We start from the raw sequence: 17,585 nt of genomic DNA on the forward strand, positions 1-17,585 counted from the left end.
GCGGAAGCCGAAGCGGGCTTCGCGGCCGCCTCCGGCCGCACCGGGACGTCCGGCGCGATCCGCCCCGCCGGCGCGCGCGGCTCGGCGGTCGCGGCCTTGGCGTCGCGCTCGAGGAACGCCATCCGCTTCATCACCGCCTCGAGCGTCTCCTGGACGGCTTCGAGCGATTCGCGGTCGGCCGCATCCGTCAGCTCGCGCGAGTTCCTGAGCGCGCCGATATCCGCGCTGATGTTGCGGGCGAGCGCCTGCACGGTCTCGGCGTCGCGGTCGGGCGGAAGCTCGTGGACGCCGCCGAGGAGGTCCGGCGCGCCGCCGCGCTCAAGCCGCTCCTGGATCGCGCGGAGCTGGCGCTCCAGGGCGCCGAGCTCCGGCCTGTCGCCGCGCTCGGCGGCATCGATCATCGCGAGGATGCGCTCGACCTGGCGATCGAGGTCGCCGGCGGTGACGGGGCTCCGCCGGCCGATCTCCTCGACCTTCTCCGCAAGCGTGCGCAGCACCGCGCCGAGATCGTCGCCCTGGCCCGCGACCGGCATCGACCGCAGCTCGCGACGGAGCGCGGCGATGTCGGAGCGCAGGTCCGCCATGTCGTCCTCGCTGTCGGAGCGGCCGGCCCGGTCGAGCGCCCCGCCGAGCGATTCGATCTTCGCCTCCAGCGCGTCGAAGCGCTCCGCGAGGCGGTCCTGGGCGAGCGCCTCCTCGAGTTTGGCGACAACGCGCTCGAAGCGCTCCGCGTCGGCGGGCCGCTGCACCGCGAGAGCCTCCAGCCGGCCGGTAATGCCGTCGAGGTCGACCTTCAGGCTTTCCGGTGCGCTCCGGTCGCGCTCGGCGAGGAGCGCGATGCGCGCGTCGAGCGCCTCGATCCGCTCGGCGAGCGGGCCGAGCTCCGGCAGCATCGCCTGGTCGAGCCGGCGGGCGATCTCCTCAATGCCCTGGAGCACCGGCTCGAGCTGCCGCCCGATCCGCTCGTCGGCGCGCGAATTCGCAAGCTTCGCCTGGATCTGCTCCAGCCGGCGGTCGATCTGGTCGGTCTGCGCCGGCGGCAGCTGCCGGCCCTGCTCGCCGAGCAGGCCCTGCAGCAGGTCGAGCTTGCGCTCGACATTCTCCAGCCCCGCGGCCGAGCCGCCCGCCTCCATCCGCTCGATGGCGCGGTCGAGCCCCTCGAAGCGGCGGTCGAGATCGGCGAAGAGGCGCTCGGAATTGCTGCGCTCGTGCTGCTCGATGACGCTGCCGAGCGCGGCGAGCTGCCGCTCGAGCCGGTCGAGCGTGGTGCGGCTGGTCGCCGCGAAATCCTGGCGCGCGCTGCCCGCGAGCTCGGCGAAGCGCTCTTCCAGCCGCGCGAACTGGTCGGTCGCCAGGCGCTCCTGCATGGCGTCCATCCGGCGCGCGATGGCATCGAGGCTCGCCTGGATCTCAACGGTCCCGCCGGCGCGGCTCTTCCGGAGGTCGGCGAGCTGCGTCGCGATCTGCTCGATCTGGGATTCCAGCCGGCCGAACGGCTTGCGGTCGATCCGGTCGACCATGTTGTCGAGGCGGTCGGCAAGATCGAGCAGGCCCTCCTCGAGCTTGGCGATCTGGTCGTGCGAAGGCAGCGACCGGACCTCCTGGCGGACGAGGTCGATCCGCTCGGCGATCGCCCCGTCCGGGGCGCGCTCGCCGGCCGCGGCCTCCATCCGGTCGAGCCGGTCGATGAGCGCGGCGTAGCCCTGCTCTACCGTGTCGCGCGCGGGCACGGTCTCGGCGAGGGCGGAAATGCGCGCGGAGAGCTGGTCGAGGCGGTGCTTGAGGTCGGCGGCCGCTTCTGGCGCCGCCTCGGCTCCGATGCGCCCGGCCCGCAGCGCCTCCTCGAGACCCGCGATGCGGTCCCGCATCTCGGCGAGCCCTTCCGACATGCCGCGGCCGTCGCGGGCGACGGCCTCCAGCGTCCGGCCGAGATCCTCGATCTCTTCGCCGAACTGGTCGGGCTGCCTGGCGGTCAGCATTTCCTGGATGCGGTCGATGCGGTCCGCCAGCCCCTCGATGGAGCGGAGCGATTCGCGGTCGGGCTCCGGCGCGACCTGGCGCGGCTCGGGGCGGACGGCGCGGCGTTCCAGCCGTTCTCCGAGCGCGTCGAGCCGCGCCTCGAGGCGCTCGAGCGTGCTCGACATGCCGCTCCGCCCGGGAGCGCGTGCGATGTCCTCCTGGAGCGACTCCGGCCGCGCCGTGCGGGCCGGCGCCTGCTCGATCTGCTCGATGTCGCGCGCCAGCCGCTCGACGGCGCGCTCCAGATCGGCGGCGGAGAAGCCGCGCAGGCCCGATTCGAGCCGCTGGGACACGCGCTCGCGCGCCGAATTTTCGGGCGCGCGGGTCTCGCCGGCGCGGGCAATGGAATCCAGTCGCGCCGCATAGGCGCTGCCTTTGAGCTGATCCGCCTCGCGGCCCCAATCCGTCCGAGATTCGGTCGATGGCCGATCCTTTCGGAGGTTCCAGGTCTGGCGGGCGTTCATCGGATCTCCTTACCCGGCTCTTGCCGCAGCTGCTGCGAAGCCCACAAAATGCCGATACAACCGACTCCGCCCTGAGCCGAAGATGATGACCGGCATGGTAAAAATCGGGTTAACGCGGCCGCTCGAAAACCGCATTTCCCGGCGAGCGGGGGCCCCGGCCTTGCGCGCCAGCCGCCTGCGTTGACACTTACGTCAACGTAACCTAGCCTGCAGCTTCCAGGGCCTCCGGCGGCCCCTTTCCACATCCGGGCGCTGATGGCCTTCACGATCGGTGATCTCTCGCGCGAGTTCGGCGTTTCGCTGCGCACATTGCGCTTCTACGAGGACAAGCAGCTCCTCAATCCGAAGCGGCAGGGGCCGCACCGGATCTACAGCCGGCGTGACCGCGCGCGGCTGAAGCTGGTGCTGATGGGAAAGAAGGTCGGGTTCTCGCTGACCGAGATCAAGGAGATGCTCGATCTCTACGACCTGAAGGACGGCCAGGCGGTCCAGCTCAAGGTCGCGCTCGACAAGTTCACCCGCCAGATCGAGGTGCTGAAGCAGCAGAAGAGCGAAATCGAACGGGCGATCGAGGAGCTGAGCCGGACGCTCGCGGTCGTGGACGGCATGCTGCGCGACCGCGAGGCGGAGGCGCGCGAGGCGGCCGGGTAGGCCGGCCGGCTTGCCGGCACCACCGGCCCGCCCTATAGGAAATTACGTTTACGTCAAGGTCATGCGGAGCGGCCATGCCGAGCTACCGAGCCCCCGTCGCGGACGTGATGTTCCTCCTGAAGGACGTGTTCGGCTGGGAGCGCCACGCGAACCTGCCGGGCTTCGCCGACGCCCCGCTCGACGTCGTCGAATCGATCCTCTCGGAAGGCGGCCGCTTCAGCGAGGAGGTGCTGCAGCCGCTCAACCGCACCGGCGACCGGGAAGGCTGCACCCGCCATGACGACGGGCGTGTGACGACCCCGGCGGGGTTCAGGCAGGCCTATGCCGATTATGCGGCGGCGGGCTGGGTCGGGCTGTCCTCCGATCCCGCCCATGGCGGCCAGGGCCTGCCCTACACGCTGAGCGCAATCCTCAACGAGTTCACGACCTCGGCGAACATGGCCTGGAGCATGTATCCGGGCCTGATCCAGGGTGCGATCGCCGCGCTCACCCTGCATGCGAGCCCGGAGCAGAAGGCGATCTATCTGCCGCCGCTGATCTCCGGGCGCTGGGCCGGCACGATGAACCTGACCGAGCCGCAATGCGGAACCGATCTCGGCCTCATCAGGACGCGCGCCGTTCCCGCCGGCGACGGGGCGTACAGGCTGAGCGGACAGAAGATCTTCATCTCCTCCGGCGAGCACGACCTCGCGGAGAACATCGTCCATCTCGTGCTGGCGCGGATCGAGGGCGCACCGGAGGGCGTCGCCGGCCTCTCGCTCTTCGTCGTGCCGAAGCGGCTGCCGGAACCGGACGGCACGGCGGGCCCGGCGAACGGCGTCTCCTGCGGCGCGATCGAGCAGAAGATGGGCATTCACGGCAATTCGACCTGCGTCATGAACTACGACGCGGCGAAGGGCTGGCTCGTCGGCGAGGCGAACAAGGGCCTCCGCGCGATGTTCACCATGATGAACGAGGCGCGGCTCGGCGTCGCCGTCCAGGGCCTCGCAATGTCGGAGGTCGCCTACCAGAACGCCGCCGCCTATGCGCGCGAGCGCCTGCAGGGCCGGGCGCTCGCCGGCGCCAGGCACGCGGACCGGAATGCCGATCCGATCATCGTCCACCCCGACGTGCGCCGGATCCTTCTCACGATCAGGAGCTTCAACGAGGCGGCGCGCGCCCTCGTCGTCTGGACGGCGCTCCAGGCCGACGTCGCGCACCGGAGCGGCGAGGACGCCGACAGGGCGGCCGCAGACGATCGGCTCGGGCTCCTCACGCCGGTCCTGAAGGGGGTCCTCACCGACAGGGGCTTCGAGAACACGGTGCTCGCGCAGCAGGTGCTCGGCGGCCACGGCTACATTGCCGAATGGGGCATGGAGCAGTTCGTGCGCGACGCCCGGATCGCCATGATCTACGAAGGCACCAACGGCATCCAGGCGCTCGATCTCGTCGGCCGGAAGCTTCCCAAGGACGGCGGCCGCGCCGTGCTCGCCTTCTTCGGCGAGGTCGAGGCCTTCCTCAAGGAGAATGCCGGCGCGCCGGATCTCGCGCCCTGTCTGGGGCCGCTCGCCGCAGGGCTCGACGATCTCAGGAAGGCGACCATGTGGTTCATGCAGAACGCGATGGCCAGGCCCGACAATGCCGGCGCCGGCGCCACCGACTACATGCACCTCTTCGGCCTCGTCGCGCTCGGCTATATGTGGGGGCGGATGATGAAGGCGGCGGCGAACGCCGCGGAGCCGGACGGGCTCCGCGCCGGAAAGCACCTGCTCGGCCGCTTCTTCATGGAGCGGGCGATGCCGGAGACGGCGCTCAGGCTCGCCCGCATCACCGCCGGCGCCGATGCGGTGATGGCGGTACCGGAGGAGGCGTTCTGATGGCCGAGATGCTGACCGGCGGCTGCCAGTGCGGGGCGATCCGCTACACGCTGCTCGCCCCGCACCGCACCGCCGACATCTGCCATTGCCGGATGTGCCAGCGCTCCTCCGGCGCGCCGTTCGTCGCCTTCGCGCAGTTCCGCGCCGAGGACGTGCGCTGGGACCGCGGCGCCCCGCAGCTCTTCCGCAGCTCCAATCTCGTCGATCGCGGCTTCTGTCCGGCCTGCGGAACGACGCTCACCTACCAGTTCCGGCCGCACGGCACGGTCAGCGTCACGCTCGCGAGCCTCGACGACCCGAATGCGATCGCGCCGCGGGCGCAGATGGGGGTCGAAAGCCGGCTCGCCTGGCTCGACGCCGCCCTGGCGCTGCCGGGCAAGGCGACCGACAAGTCCTTCGGCGGCGATCTCGCAGAGATGGTCAGCAACCAGTACGAACCCGGGAGGTCCTGATGACCGAGGCCTTCATCTACGATCACGTGCGCACGCCGCGCGGCCGCGGCAAGCCGGACGGGGCGCTCCACGAGGTGCCGACGGTCAGGCTCGCCGCGACCGCGCTGACGGCGATCCGGGAGCGGAACGGGCTCGACACGGCGCTCGTCGACGACGTGATCCTCGGCTGCGTCGATCCGGTCGGCGAGGCCGGCGGCAACGTCGCGCGCGCGGCGGTCTTCGTCGCGGGCTACGGCGAGGGCGTGCCGGGCATGCAGATCAACCGCTTCTGCGCCTCCGGCCTCGACGCCGTGAACATGGGCGCGGCGCAGGTGATCTCGGGCCAGCACGATCTCGTCGCCGCCGGCGGCGTGGAATCCATGTCGCGCGTCGGCATCGGCGCCTCGGGCGGCGCCTGGCCCGTCGATCCGGAGGTGGCGGTGCCGGCCTATTTCATGCCGCAGGGCATCTCCGCCGACCTCATCGCCACGAAATACGGCTTCACGCGCGACGATTGCGACGCCTATGCGGTCGAGAGCCAGAAGCGCACGGCGGAAGCCTGGCGCGAAGGCCGCTTCGCGCGGTCGGTCGTGCCGGTGAAGGACGTCAACGGGCTCACCATCCTCGACCGCGACGAGCATCCGCGGCCGGCGACCGACATGCAGTCGCTCGCCGCCCTCAACCCGTCCTTCGAGATGATCGGCGCGATGGGCGGCTTCGACGCGGTCGCCATCCAGGCGCACCCCGACCTGGAGCGGGTGAAGCACGTCCACCACGCCGGCAATTCCTCCGGCATCGTGGACGGCGCCGCCGCCGTGCTCGTCGGCAACGAGGCGGGCGGCCGGGCGGCCGGGCTGAAGCCGCGCGCCCGCATCCGCGCCTTCGCCAATATCGGCTCCGACCCCGCTCTGATGCTGACCGGCCCGATCGAGGTGACGCGCAAGGTGCTGCGCCGCTCCGGCATGGCGCTCTCCGACATCGACCTCTTCGAGATCAACGAGGCCTTCGCCGCCGTCGTGCTCCGCGCCGTCCAGGCGCTCGACCTCGACCCCGGCCGGGTGAACGTCAATGGCGGCGCCATTGCGATGGGCCATCCGCTCGGCGCGACCGGCGCGATGATCCTCGGCACCGTCCTCGACGAGCTGGAGCGCCGCGACCTCTCCACCGCCCTCGTCACGCTCTGCATCGGCGCCGGCATGGGCACCGCAACCATCATCGAGAGGGTGTGACCATGCCGAAGATCGACATCGCGGCCACCGCCGAGCAGAATTCCTGCGGCTATCCCGCCCCCTTCCACGAGATCGCCAGGGGCCGGTTCCGGCGGCCGCTCGGCGATGCCGGCGGGCTCGACCAGTTCGGCGTCAATCTCTGCCGTCTCGAGCCGGGCTCGGCCTCCTCGCAGCGGCACTGGCACGCTCGGGAGGACGAGTTCGTCTACGTGGTCGATGGCGAGGTCGTGCTGATCGAGGACGGCGGCGAGACGGTGCTCAGGGCCGGCGACGCCGCCGCCTTCAGGGCCGGCGTCGCGAACGGCCACCGTCTCGTGAACCGCACGGGGCGCGACGCGCACTTCCTCGAGATCGGCACGCGCGACCCGGCCGACTGCATCGAATATACCGACATCGACATGAAGTGCGTGCCCGAAGGGGGCGTCGGCCGCTTCGTCCGCCGCGACGGCACGCCCTACCCGCCGCGCTGAGCCGCTCATGCGCGAAACGGCCGGGAGGAGAGAGATGAGCTACGCCGATTTCCGCTTCGAGACCGGCGAGGACGGCATCGCCGTCGTCACCTGGGACATGCCCGACCGCTCGATGAACGTCTTCACCATGGAGGTGATGGACGAGCTCGAGGCGATCGTGGAGCGCGTCGCCGGCGACCCCGATATCCGGGGCGCCGTGATCGCCTCCGGCAAGGACGCCTTCTCCGGCGGCGCCGACATCACCATGATCCACCGGCTCTTCCACGCCTACAGAGCGAAGGCGGCCGGCGATCCGGACGGGGCGCGGCGCGAGCTCCTGGCGGAATCGTCCCGGATGTCGCGGCTTTTCCGGCGGCTCGAGACCTGCGGCAAGCCGTTCGTCGCCGCGATCCACGGGGTCTCGATGGGCGGCGCGACCGAGCTCGCCCTCGCCGCGCATGCCCGCGTGCTCTCCGACGACCGCGCCACCCGGATCGGCCTGCCGGAAGTGAAGATCGGCATCTTTCCCGGCGCCGGCGGCACCCAGCGCGTGATGCGGATGGCCGATCCCCAGGCCGGGCTGCAGATGCTTCTGAAGGGCGAGACGCTCGACCCCGGCAGGGCGCTGGCGATGGGCCTTGCCGACCGCGTCGTGCCGCGCGCCGGGCTCCTCGAAGCGGCGCGGGCGATGATCGCGGCCGGGCTCGATCCGGTGAAGCCGTGGGACGCGAAGGGCTACCGGCCGAAGGGCGCGGCGAACCCCTTCTCCCCGGCGGGGTTCCAGGTCTGGCCGGCCGCCAACGCGCTCTACCGCAAGGAGACCTTCGACAATTATCCCGCCGCGCGCGCGCTCCTCCAGTCCGTCTTCGAGGGTCTCCAGCTCCCGATGGACCTCGCGCTGCGGGTCGAGAGCCGGTACTTCGCGCACGTCCTCCAGACCAAGGAGGCGGAGGCGATGATCCGCTCGCTCTTCGTCTCGCTGCAGGCGCTCAACAAGGGCGCGCGCCGGCCCGCCTCCGTGCCGAAATCCGAGCCGCGGCGCGTCGGCATCATCGGCGCGGGCTTCATGGGCGCCGGCATCGCCCACGCCACCGCCCAGGCCGGGATCGAGGTCGTGCTCCTCGACCGCGACCGCGCCACCGCGGAGAAGGGCAAGGCGCATTCCGCCGACCTCCTCGACAAGGCCGTCCGGCGCGGCCGCGCCACCGCGTCGGAGAAGGACGCGACGCTTGCCCGGATCGCCGCTTCGGCGGACTACGCCGATCTCGCCGGCTGCGACCTCGTCGTCGAGGCGGTGTTCGAGGACCGCGCGGTGAAGGCCGAGGTCATGCGGCAGGCCGCGCCCCATCTCGGCGCCGGCACCGTCTTCGCCTCCAACACCTCCACGCTCCCGATCACCTCGCTCGCCGCCGGCGCCGGACGGCCGGCCGATTTCATCGGCATCCACTTCTTCTCCCCGGTGGACCGGATGATGCTCGTCGAGGTGATCCTCGGCAGGGAGACGGGCGCGCGCGCGCTCGCGACGGCGATGGATTACGTCCGCGCGATCCGGAAGACGCCGATCGTCGTCAACGATTCGCGCGGCTTCTACGCCAATCGCTGCGTGATGGCCTATCTCCTCGAGGGCCATCTGATGCTGACGGAAGGCGTTCCGGCCGCGATGATCGAGAATGCCGGCCGCATGGCCGGCATGCCGGTCGGCCCGCTCGCGCTCAACGACGAGGTGGCGCTCGATCTCGCCTGGAAGATCCTGCAGGCCGCCAAGGCGGATCTCGGCCCCGCCGCGATCGATCCCGCCCAGGAGCGCCTTCTCGAGGAGCTCGTGGTCCGGCGCGAGCGCCTCGGCCGCAAGAACGGCAGGGGCTTCTACGATTATGACGGCCGCGAGAAGCGGCTCTGGCCGGGCCTCGCCGAGATCGTGGCGCCGCGGTCCGGGGACGCCTTCCCGATCGGCGAGCTGAAGCGGCGCCTCCTCGCCACCCAGGCGCTGGAGGCCGCGCGCACCTTCGAGGAGGGGGTCGTGACCGATCCGCGCGAGGCCGATGTCGGCTCCATCCTCGGCTTCGGCTTCGCACCGTTCACCGGGGGCACGCTCTCCTACATCGACGGCATCGGCGCCGCCGCCTTCGTGGACATGTGCGACGCGCTCGCGGACCGGTTCGGCGAGCGCTTCCGGCCGAACCCGCTGCTGCGCGGCATGGCCGCCTCGGGCGAGACCTTCTACGGCCGCTTCGCGCCCGCCGTGTAAGCCGTTTCTACCGGAACGTGCTGGTTGAAAGGACTATTTTCCTGTAACCCTACCTCCCACGGAGGCTGCCCATGAACGCGCCGATCTGGACGCACGAATCCGTGTGGCGGGCGATCGACGCGCTCGCCGCCGAGCACGGCCTGTCGGCGTCCGGTCTCGCGCGGAAGGCCGGGCTCGACCCGACCGCCTTCAACCGCTCCAAGCGGCTCGGCGCGGACGGGCGTCCGCGCTGGCCCTCGACGGAATCGATCGCCAAGATCCTGGAGGCGACCGGCGCCAGCCTCGACGACCTCATGCGTCTCGTCGCCGGCCGGTTCGCCGCGCAGGGCGCCACGAAGGGCGCCGCGTTCGAGCCCCGCCGGCCGCCGCCGGAGGCACGGCCGCTTCCGCTCCTGGGCTTCGCCCGCGCCGGCGCCGGCGGCTTCTTCGACGATGGCGGCTACCCGGCCGGCCAGGGCTGGGACGAGGTTCCGTTCCCCGCGGTCCGGGACGAGAGCGCCTATGCGCTCTCCGTCACCGGCGATTCCATGCTGCCGGTCTACCGGGACGGCGACACCATCATCGTGTCGCCGACGGCCGAGATCCGCAGCGGCGACCGCGTCGTCGTGCGCACCGCCGAAGGGGAGGTGATGGCGAAGGTCCTGAAGCGGAAGACGACGCGGGTGATCGAGCTCGAATCCCTCAATCCGGAGCACCCGTCCCGCACCGTGCCGCTCAGGGACGTGGCCTGGATCGCGCGGATCCTCTGGGCGAGCCAGTAGCGGCGGGACGATTTGGACGATCGCGTACCGTCTGCGGGAACCTTTCCGGCGGAGCCGGCTTTATGGCCGACGCCGGAATTCCGGCTACCGGCACAGAGGTGCGCATGGCCGAGATCCCGCTTACGGCGATCCGCGAGTCCGTCGCAGCCGCGATCGAAAGCGGCGCGCCGCTCGACATCGAGCGCGAGGCGCACCGGATCGCTCTCATCTACGGCCCCCGCCAGGAGGCCGTCGAGCGGGAATTGCGCGCGGCCGGACTGAAGGCGAACGTGGAGTTCGCGCGCTCGATGAGGGCAACCGGCGCGTGATGCCGGCCCGGGCGCCGCGGGTCCGGCGCCTGGAAGCCCTCCTTTTCCCATCGAGCCTGGCCGCGCGGCCGGTCTCCCGACGGGCGCCGCTGCGCCCGGCGTGGCACTACACGCCTCCGAGGCACGCCTGAAATCCATTTGGCTACAACGACTTGGCAGGGGCCGCCCGGCGAGCCGGGCTCTTTGTTGCCATCCGGCCACATGGCTTTAGCTCTCAAGAAGACGCGCCGCGGCGATCGGCGAGCGACGGTTCGGTCCAAGCGGCCGCCGACTGGGAGCGCGTCGCCGGAAACGGGAGGAAATCAGAATGGCCTATGTATTCGATCCTCCGGGTTGGGGTGGATCCTGGACCTATGTCCCCAGCTCCTTCGATTGGGAGGGGCAGGACGAGAATGTTGTTTCCGGAACCGGCTGGGAGAGCGGCTGGTTCACCTCGTGGTGGGGCTGGTGGGGGAGCTACCAGTACGACTGGTCGTTCACCTGGTCCGGCTGGCTCTATGGCTGGAACTACGGCTGGTACTGGTCCGGCGGGTGGCAGTTCGGCGCCTATGGCTGGTATTATGCCACGATCGACTACTGGGCAGCGGGCGGCGGCTGGGGCGCTTACGGCGGATCGGTCTGGGGCTGGGCCTACACCAGCTGGGATTCGGCCTGGACGACGAACTGGGGCATGCTCACCGCCTGGGGCTTCGAGTTCGGCTCCTGGTGGGCGGCCGAAGGCTACAGCATCGAGGCGACCGTCTACCATTGGGGCTGGATCTACGGCTGGAGCAACGAGGAAGCCTGGTACTGGGGCTGGGACGGCGGCTGGGACTACGGCTGGTATGTCGGCGGCGGCGTCGGCTGGTACTGGTCCGGCGGCTGGCAGTACGGGTGGCACTACGGCTGGAACTACGGCTGGAACTTCACCTGGGAATACGGCCTCTACTACAATTCGGACGGCTGGTTCGTCGGCTGGACCTATGGCTGGTGGACGAGCGAGTATACCGAGGACTGGTACTGGGCCGGCGTCGGCAGCTGGTGGTGGAGCCATTCCTGGGTGGGCGAGGGCTGGATCACCTGGTCCTGGGTCGAAGGCGGCTGGTCCTACTCCGACAGCGCCTACACCATCGACCACACCGACAGCTGGGGCGGCTGGGCGTACTACGCCTATTACTGGGCCTACGACGGCCTGCAGCATGCGGCGTGGAGCAACCCGGCGTGGAGCGACGGCCATTACTGGCAGTACGGCTTCGAGGTCTGGTGGGGCACGTGGAGCTGGTCGGCCTGGGGTGCCGCCGGCGGCGATCCGGGCCAGCTCGGCGCCGTCTGGGATGCGACGCAGTTCGGTTCGAGCGTCGAGGAGAGCTCGGACAGCCTGTCCTGGTGGGCGGACACCTGGCATCCGTACTTCCCGGGGCTCTGACCGCGCTCCGGCACGGAGAGGCGCTTCGGCGCCTCTCCTCCCCTCCGCGAACATCCGCCGCACGGCATTGCGGCCGGCGGGCCGGCGCTCGCATTGCGGCGGACCCCGTCCGGGGTTTCCTTCCCGCCGCCTTCGCGCCATTGTCACTGCCCTCGCGTCATGTTGTCGGCGCAAGTGCCTGAGAGCATCAGCCCAGAAGCTAGCCGGAGAACAGCCGTGCCCGATCACTTCGAGGCCGAGAGGACGTGGCGGCTTGAAGAGGTCGAGGCGCTTCTGGCGACGGAACAGGCTCCCGCCCGCTTCGCACGGGAGCTCTTCCGCAACGGTGCCGCGGAGGATCTCGCCGCATACGAACCGGGCCAGCTCGCCGAGATCGCGCGCCGGGCGCTCGATTTCTTCGCGGTGCGGACCGAGCGGACCGCGCTCCGCATCGCGGACGTGCCGCCCGCAGCCGGCGGCGCGGCGCGGCAGACCGCGATCGAGATCCTGACCACCGACCGGCCCTTCATCTTCGATTCGGTGATCGGCGAGATCCAGGCCGCGGGGCACGCGGTCGAGCTCGTTCTGCATCCCGTCTTCGAGGTCACCCGGGACGGCGAGGGCCGGCTCCAGCAATACAGCGCCAGCCGGCGCGGCGTGGTTTCCCACCTCCCGCGCGAGAGCTTCATCCATCTCCATGTCGGCCTGATCCGTTCGGAGGAGGCGCGGGCGGCTCTCCTCGAACGCCTCAGGTCGCTCCTCGTCGAGGTCCACCTCGCGACCGACGACTGGCGGGCCATGCGGGAGCGGCTGCGCAACGCGATCCTCGAGTTCCGTGTCGATCCGCCGGCGCTGCCGGAAGCGGAGATCGAGGAGGCGATCGCCTTCCTCGAATGGCTCGAGGACGACAATTTCACCTTTCTCGGGATGCGCAGATACGCCTACGGGGCGATCGGCTCGGAAGCCGCCGAGGCCGACACGGAGGGCGGGCTCGGCCTTCTCCGGGACCCGGGCGTGCGCGTGCTGAGACGCGGCGCCGAGCTCGTCACCATGACCCCCGAGATCCGGGAGTTCCTGTCCGCGCCGGAGCCCCTGATCATCACCAAGGCGAACGTGAAGTCCCGCGTCCACCGCCGGGACTACATGGACTATGTCGGCGTGAAGCTGTTCGAGGACCGCGAGCGCGTCGTCGGCGAGCTGCGCATCGTCGGGCTCTTCACCTCGTCGGCCTTCACGCAATCGGTCGAACGCATCCCGATCCTCAGGCGCAAGACCGAGAACATCCTCCAGCATGCCGGGTTCGACCCGGTGAGCCATTCCGGCAAGGCGCTCCTCAACATCCTCGAAAGCTATCCGCGCACCGAATTGTTCCAGGCCGACACGGAGACGCTCTACAGGTCGGCGATGACGGTGCTGGAGCTCCACGAGCGCCCGCGCATCCGCGTCATCGAGCGGCGGGACCGCTTCGAGCGGTTCGTCTCGGTTCTCGTCTACGTCCCGCGCGACCGCTATTCCTCCGATATCAGGACCCGCGTCGGGGCTGCCGTGGCGGAGCTCTACGGCGGCCACATCTCGGCCGCCTTTCCCGCCTTCCCGGAACTCGGCCTCGCCCGCGTGCAGTACATTGTCGGCCTCGAGAAGACCGGGCAGCCGGTGCCGGACCGGCTCGAGGTGGAAGCGGCGATCGAAGCGATCGTGCGGACCTTCGAGGACGATCTCGCCGAGGCGCTCGAGGCGGCCTATCCGCCCGACGAGGCGGCGCGGCTCCTCGCGCTCTACGGGCGCGCGTTCGGCGGCGGCTACCGGGCCTCCTATTCGGCCGCGCAGGCGGTCTCCGACATCGCGGTGCTGGAGGACCTGCGCGGCGAGACGGCGATCAGCGGGCGCTTCCGGAGCGATCCCGCTGACGCGGAGAACCGGATCCGGCTGCGCCTCCACCATCGCGGCAGCCCGGTGCCGCTCTCCCGCCGCGTGCCGCTCCTGGAGAACTTGGGCTTCTCGGTCATCGACGAACGGACCTATCGGCTGACGCCGGAGGGAAGCGAGCCGGTCTACCTCCACGACATGATGCTCGCGCGCGACGACGGGACGCCCGTTCCGGACGCGGCGGCGGAGCGGCTCCGCGAGGCCGTGCTCGCGGTCTGGGCCGACCGGGCCGACAATGACGGCTTCAACCGGCTGGTGCTCGCCGCCGGGCTCGACTGGCGGGAGGCCGCGCTCCTGCGGGGGATCGGCCGCTATCTCCGCCAGACCGAGCTGCCCTATTCCATCGACTATCTCTGGACCACGCTCGCCGCCCGGGCCGATATCGCGGCGCTCCTCGTCAGGCGCTTCGCGGCGCGCTTCGATCCGGGGATCGGCGACCGCGAGGGCGCGGAGGCGGCGGCCGAGAAGGCCCTCGACGCGGCGCTCGACACCATTACCGGCATCGACGAGGACACCATCCTGCGCGGCTATGCGCAGGTGATCCGGGCGACGCTTCGCACCGACTTCTTCGTGCGCGACGCGGCCGGCAGCCCGCCGGGGCCGATCAGCTTCAAGGTCGCGCCGCACCAGCTGCCGTTCGTGCCGCGGCCCCGGCCCTACCGCGAGATCTTCGTCCACGCGCCCCAGGTCGACGGCCTCCACATGCGGTTCGGGCCGATCGCGCGCGGCGGCATCCGCTGGTCCGACCGGCCGCAGGACTTCCGCACCGAGGTTCTCGGGCTCGTCAAGGCCCAGCAGGTGAAGAACGCGGTGATCGTGCCGGTCGGCGCCAAGGGCGGCTTCGTGCCGCTCAGGCTTCCTTCCGGGGCCGGCCGGGACGCGATCTTCCAGGCCGGGCAGGACGCCTATGTGAGCTTCATCGACCGGCTCCTCGCGCTCACCGACAATCTCGAGGGCGGCCGGGTCGTGCCGCCCGCCGGGATCGTCCGCCACGACGGCGACGACCCCTATCTCGTCGTCGCCGCCGACAAGGGCACGGCCACCTTCTCGGACACCGCCAACCGGCTCGCCGCCGGCCACGATTTCTGGCTCGGCGACGCCTTCGCCTCCGGCGGCTCGGCCGGATACGATCACAAGGCGATGGGAATAACCGCGCGCGGCGCCTGGGAGGCCGTGAAGCGGCACTTCCGGGAAATGGACGTCGACATCCAGGCCGAGCCCTTCACGGTGGCCGGCATCGGCGACATGTCGGGCGACGTGTTCGGCAACGGCATGCTGCTCTCGCGCGCGATCAGGCTCGTCGCGGCCTTCGACCACCGCGACATCTTCATCGATCCCGATCCGGATTGCGCCGCCTCCTTCGCGGAGCGTGAGCGGCTCTTTGGGATGCCGCGGTCGAGCTGGCAGGATTACGACCGGACCGTGCTGTCGAAGGGCGGCGGCATCTATTCCCGCCGCGCGAAGGAGATCGAGCTCTCTCCCGAGGCAGCCCTCCTGCTCGGCTTCGCGAACCCGCACCAGCGGCCGCAGGCGGTGATGCGGGCCATCCTGGAGGCGCCCGTCGATCTGCTCTGGTTCGGCGGCATCGGCACCTATGTGCGGGCACCGGACGAGCCCGATTCCGCCGTCGGCGACAAGGCGAACGACGCGATCCGCATCACCGCCGACGCGCTCCGCGCCAAGGTGGTGGGCGAGGGCGCCAATCTCGGCATGACGCAGCGGGCGCGGATCGCCTACGGGCTTTCGGGCGGGCGCTGCAATTCCGACGCGATCGACAATTCCGGCGGCGTGAACTCCTCCGATCTGGAGGTGAACATCAAGATCGCGCTGGCGCCGGCGGTGCGCTCCGGCCGGCTCGCGATGCCGGCGCGCAACGCCCTCCTGGAATCGATGACGGCGGAGGTCGCCGCCCTCGTCCTGCGCAACAATTACCAGCAGACGCTCGCGATCTCGCTCGAGAGCGCGCGCGGCCTGGACAACCTGTCCTTCCAGGCGCGGTTCATGTCCTCGCTCGAGGCGGAGGGCGTGCTCGACCGGACGGTCGAGGCGCTCCCCGACGCCCTCGCGATCGAGGAGCGCCGGGCCGCGCGCGAGCCGCTCACCCGCGCCGAGATCGGAACGCTCCTCGCCTATGCGAAGATCGAGCTCTTCAACGAGCTGGTCGGGTCGGACGTGCCCGACGACCCCTATCTCGGCCGCGAACTCTCCCGGTATTTCCCGGAACGGATGCGGCAGGACTTCGCCGCGGAGATCGCCGGGCATCGGCTCCGCCGGGAGATCATCGCCACCCAGCTCGCCAACTCGATCGCCAATCGCGGCGGGCCGACGCTCGTCGTGCGCCTGCGCGACCGGATCGGCGCGTCGGCGGCCGATCTCGCGCGCGGCTTCGCGGCAGCCCGCGATTCCTTCCGGCTGCAGGAGCTGCATGCCCGCATCGACGCGCTCGACAATTGCATCTCCGGCGCGCTCCAGCTCGAGCTCTACCGGATCGTGCAGGACGTCACGGTCGAGCGGATCGTCTGGTTCATCCGCCACGTCGATCGAAGCACCGGCCTGGCCGAGGTCGTGGCGCACTACCAGACCGCACTTGCCGCCCTCGCCCCGCTGATCCCGCCGCTGCTCTCGCCCGCCCCCGCCAATCTCCTGAAATCGTGGGCGGAACGCTTCACGGCGGGGGGCGTCCCGGCCGATCTCTCCTCAGAGATCGCGCTGCTGTCCCATCTCGCCGCCGCCTCCGATATCGTGCTCGTCGCCCGCGACACCGGCCGCGATCTCGCCGCGGCGGCCGGCGCCTATTACGGCGTCGCCGCCCATCTGGGGCTCGGCGAGGTCGAGGCGATGCTCGCCGGCGTCGAGGCGCGCGACTATTACGAGGGCCTCGCCCTCGACCAGGCAGCCGACACGCTGGCCGGGGCGCACCGGACGCTGGCGCGGCAGGTGCTCGCGGCAGGACCTTCCGCCGATCTCGCCCGCTGGGAACAGGCGCGCGGGCCGAAGGTCGGGCAGTCGCTCGCGCATCTGAGGTCGATGATCGCCGACGGCCGCCCGAGCGCCGCCAAGGCGACGGTGATGGCGAGCCTCGTCGCCGAGATCGCAAGCGCGCCGGGGCAGGCCGAGCCGGGCGCGGCGTCGGGGACCTGACGCGCTGCGTCCGGACAGGTTCGGCCGAGCGGCGCGGCCGGGAGGATGCCGCTCACGTCCGCAGATTGGCCTCGGCGAAGCGGGCGATGCCCTGCCGGTTCATCGCGCCGCTCCGGCGCGCGATCTCGCGGCCGCCGCGGAACAGGATGAGCGTGGGGATGCCGCGTATGCCGAGCCCGGCAGCGACGCCTTGCGCCCGCTCGGTATCGACCTTGGCGAGCCGGACATGGGGCTCGAGCTCGCCCGCGGCGGCCTCGAATTCCGGCGCCATCATGCGGCAGGGCCCGCACCAGGGCGCCCAGAAATCGACGAGCACCGGCAGCTCGGTGCGCTCCAGGTGGCGGCGGAACCGCGCCTCCTCGTCGAGCGCCACGGGATGGCCGTCGAAGAGCGCCTTGCGGCATCTGCCGCAGACCGGTCGCTCCGTGCCGCCGAGCCGGACGCGCGGGATCCGGTTCACCGCGTCGCAATGCGGGCAGACGACGTTCACGACTTCCGACATCGGATCACCTCTTCGTCGGCTGACATTTGGGAAGCGCCCGGGCCGTCCGCCAGCCGCACCCCGATGCGTCAGAAGTCCGAGGCGCGGCCGCTGCGCTCCCAGTCGCCGTAGCGGACGGGCTCCGGACCGGCCGGCCCCTCGAATTCGGCCGGCTTCGGCGGGGCGGCCGCGGCCGCCGCCTCCGCGAGCCGGCGCCGCTCGGCGGCCTCAGCCAGT

12 protein-coding genes and 2 pseudogenes are annotated in these 17,585 nt (G+C 70.9%); 11 read left to right on the top strand and 3 right to left on the bottom strand.

Annotated elements, in window-relative coordinates; genetic code table 11:
- A partial coding sequence (locus tag E4O86_RS18060) for a coiled-coil domain-containing protein (protein WP_161141950.1) occupies positions 1-2,483 on the bottom strand: 2,483 nt, incomplete at its 3' end.
- A gap of 255 nt (positions 2,484-2,738) precedes the next feature.
- Between E4O86_RS18060 and E4O86_RS18065 the strand changes: the two genes are divergently transcribed.
- The 11 genes and pseudogenes from E4O86_RS18065 to E4O86_RS18110 all read left to right on the top strand — a co-directional run bounded on the left by E4O86_RS18065 (position 2,739) and on the right by E4O86_RS18110 (position 16,867).
- Entirely contained in the window at positions 2,739-3,134 is a 396-nt protein-coding gene (locus tag E4O86_RS18065; protein WP_161141951.1) for a MerR family transcriptional regulator, read from the top strand.
- Positions 3,135-3,208: 74 nt separating this feature from the next.
- Positions 3,209-4,990 carry an acyl-CoA dehydrogenase C-terminal domain-containing protein gene (locus E4O86_RS18070; RefSeq protein WP_161141952.1) on the top strand — a complete coding sequence of 594 codons (1,782 nt, stop codon included), beginning with the start codon at positions 3,209-3,211 and terminating at the stop codon, positions 4,988-4,990.
- The gene (locus tag E4O86_RS18075; protein ID WP_161141953.1) at positions 4,990-5,442 is read left to right on the top strand and encodes a GFA family protein; all 453 of its coding nucleotides are present in this window, start codon (positions 4,990-4,992) and stop codon (positions 5,440-5,442) included. Before E4O86_RS18070 ends, E4O86_RS18075 begins: the two co-directional genes overlap by 1 nt.
- Complete coding sequence (locus tag E4O86_RS18080) at positions 5,442-6,650, top strand: acetyl-CoA C-acetyltransferase (protein ID WP_161141954.1); 1,209 nt, start codon at positions 5,442-5,444, stop codon at positions 6,648-6,650. The genes E4O86_RS18075 and E4O86_RS18080 overlap by 1 nt, the downstream gene beginning before the upstream one ends.
- A 2-nt stretch (positions 6,651-6,652) precedes the next feature.
- Positions 6,653-7,120: a cupin domain-containing protein gene (locus E4O86_RS18085; RefSeq protein WP_161141955.1), complete on the top strand. Its 468-nt coding sequence runs from the start codon at positions 6,653-6,655 to the stop codon at positions 7,118-7,120.
- Between the two features lie 34 nt (positions 7,121-7,154).
- Positions 7,155-9,347 carry a 3-hydroxyacyl-CoA dehydrogenase NAD-binding domain-containing protein gene (locus E4O86_RS18090; RefSeq protein ID WP_161141956.1) on the top strand — a complete coding sequence of 731 codons (2,193 nt, stop codon included), beginning with the start codon at positions 7,155-7,157 and terminating at the stop codon, positions 9,345-9,347.
- Positions 9,348-9,430: 83 nt separating this feature from the next.
- Positions 9,431-9,659: pseudogene (locus E4O86_RS24045) on the top strand (helix-turn-helix domain-containing protein); the annotation flags it as partial.
- Between the two features lie 68 nt (positions 9,660-9,727).
- A pseudogene (locus E4O86_RS24050) lies at positions 9,728-10,108 on the top strand (S24 family peptidase); the annotation flags it as partial.
- Positions 10,109-10,212: 104 nt separating this feature from the next.
- Positions 10,213-10,416 (top strand): hypothetical protein, encoded by a 204-nt coding sequence (locus E4O86_RS18100; protein WP_161141957.1) that lies wholly within the window; start codon positions 10,213-10,215, stop codon positions 10,414-10,416.
- Positions 10,417-10,723: 307 nt separating this feature from the next.
- Positions 10,724-11,821 carry a hypothetical protein gene (locus E4O86_RS18105; RefSeq protein WP_161141958.1) on the top strand — a complete coding sequence of 366 codons (1,098 nt, stop codon included), beginning with the start codon at positions 10,724-10,726 and terminating at the stop codon, positions 11,819-11,821.
- A gap of 216 nt (positions 11,822-12,037) precedes the next feature.
- Complete coding sequence (locus E4O86_RS18110; protein WP_343039188.1) at positions 12,038-16,867, top strand: NAD-glutamate dehydrogenase; 4,830 nt, start codon at positions 12,038-12,040, stop codon at positions 16,865-16,867.
- Positions 16,868-16,919: 52 nt separating this feature from the next.
- On the opposite strand, the gene trxC is transcribed toward E4O86_RS18110, so the two are convergent.
- Both trxC and E4O86_RS18120 read right to left on the bottom strand, forming a co-directional pair.
- On the bottom strand, positions 16,920-17,369 hold the full coding sequence (gene trxC, locus E4O86_RS18115; RefSeq protein ID WP_161141960.1) for a thioredoxin TrxC: 450 nt from the start codon (positions 17,367-17,369) through the stop codon (positions 16,920-16,922).
- Between the two features lie 68 nt (positions 17,370-17,437).
- Positions 17,438-17,584, bottom strand: coding sequence for a DUF1674 domain-containing protein (locus E4O86_RS18120; protein WP_246206478.1), 147 nt, complete (start codon positions 17,582-17,584; stop codon positions 17,438-17,440).
- Position 17,585: the final 1 nt, after the last annotated feature.

The organism is Propylenella binzhouense (assembly GCF_009866965.1).
Classification (GTDB): Bacteria; Pseudomonadota; Alphaproteobacteria; order Rhizobiales; family Afifellaceae; genus Propylenella; species Propylenella binzhouense.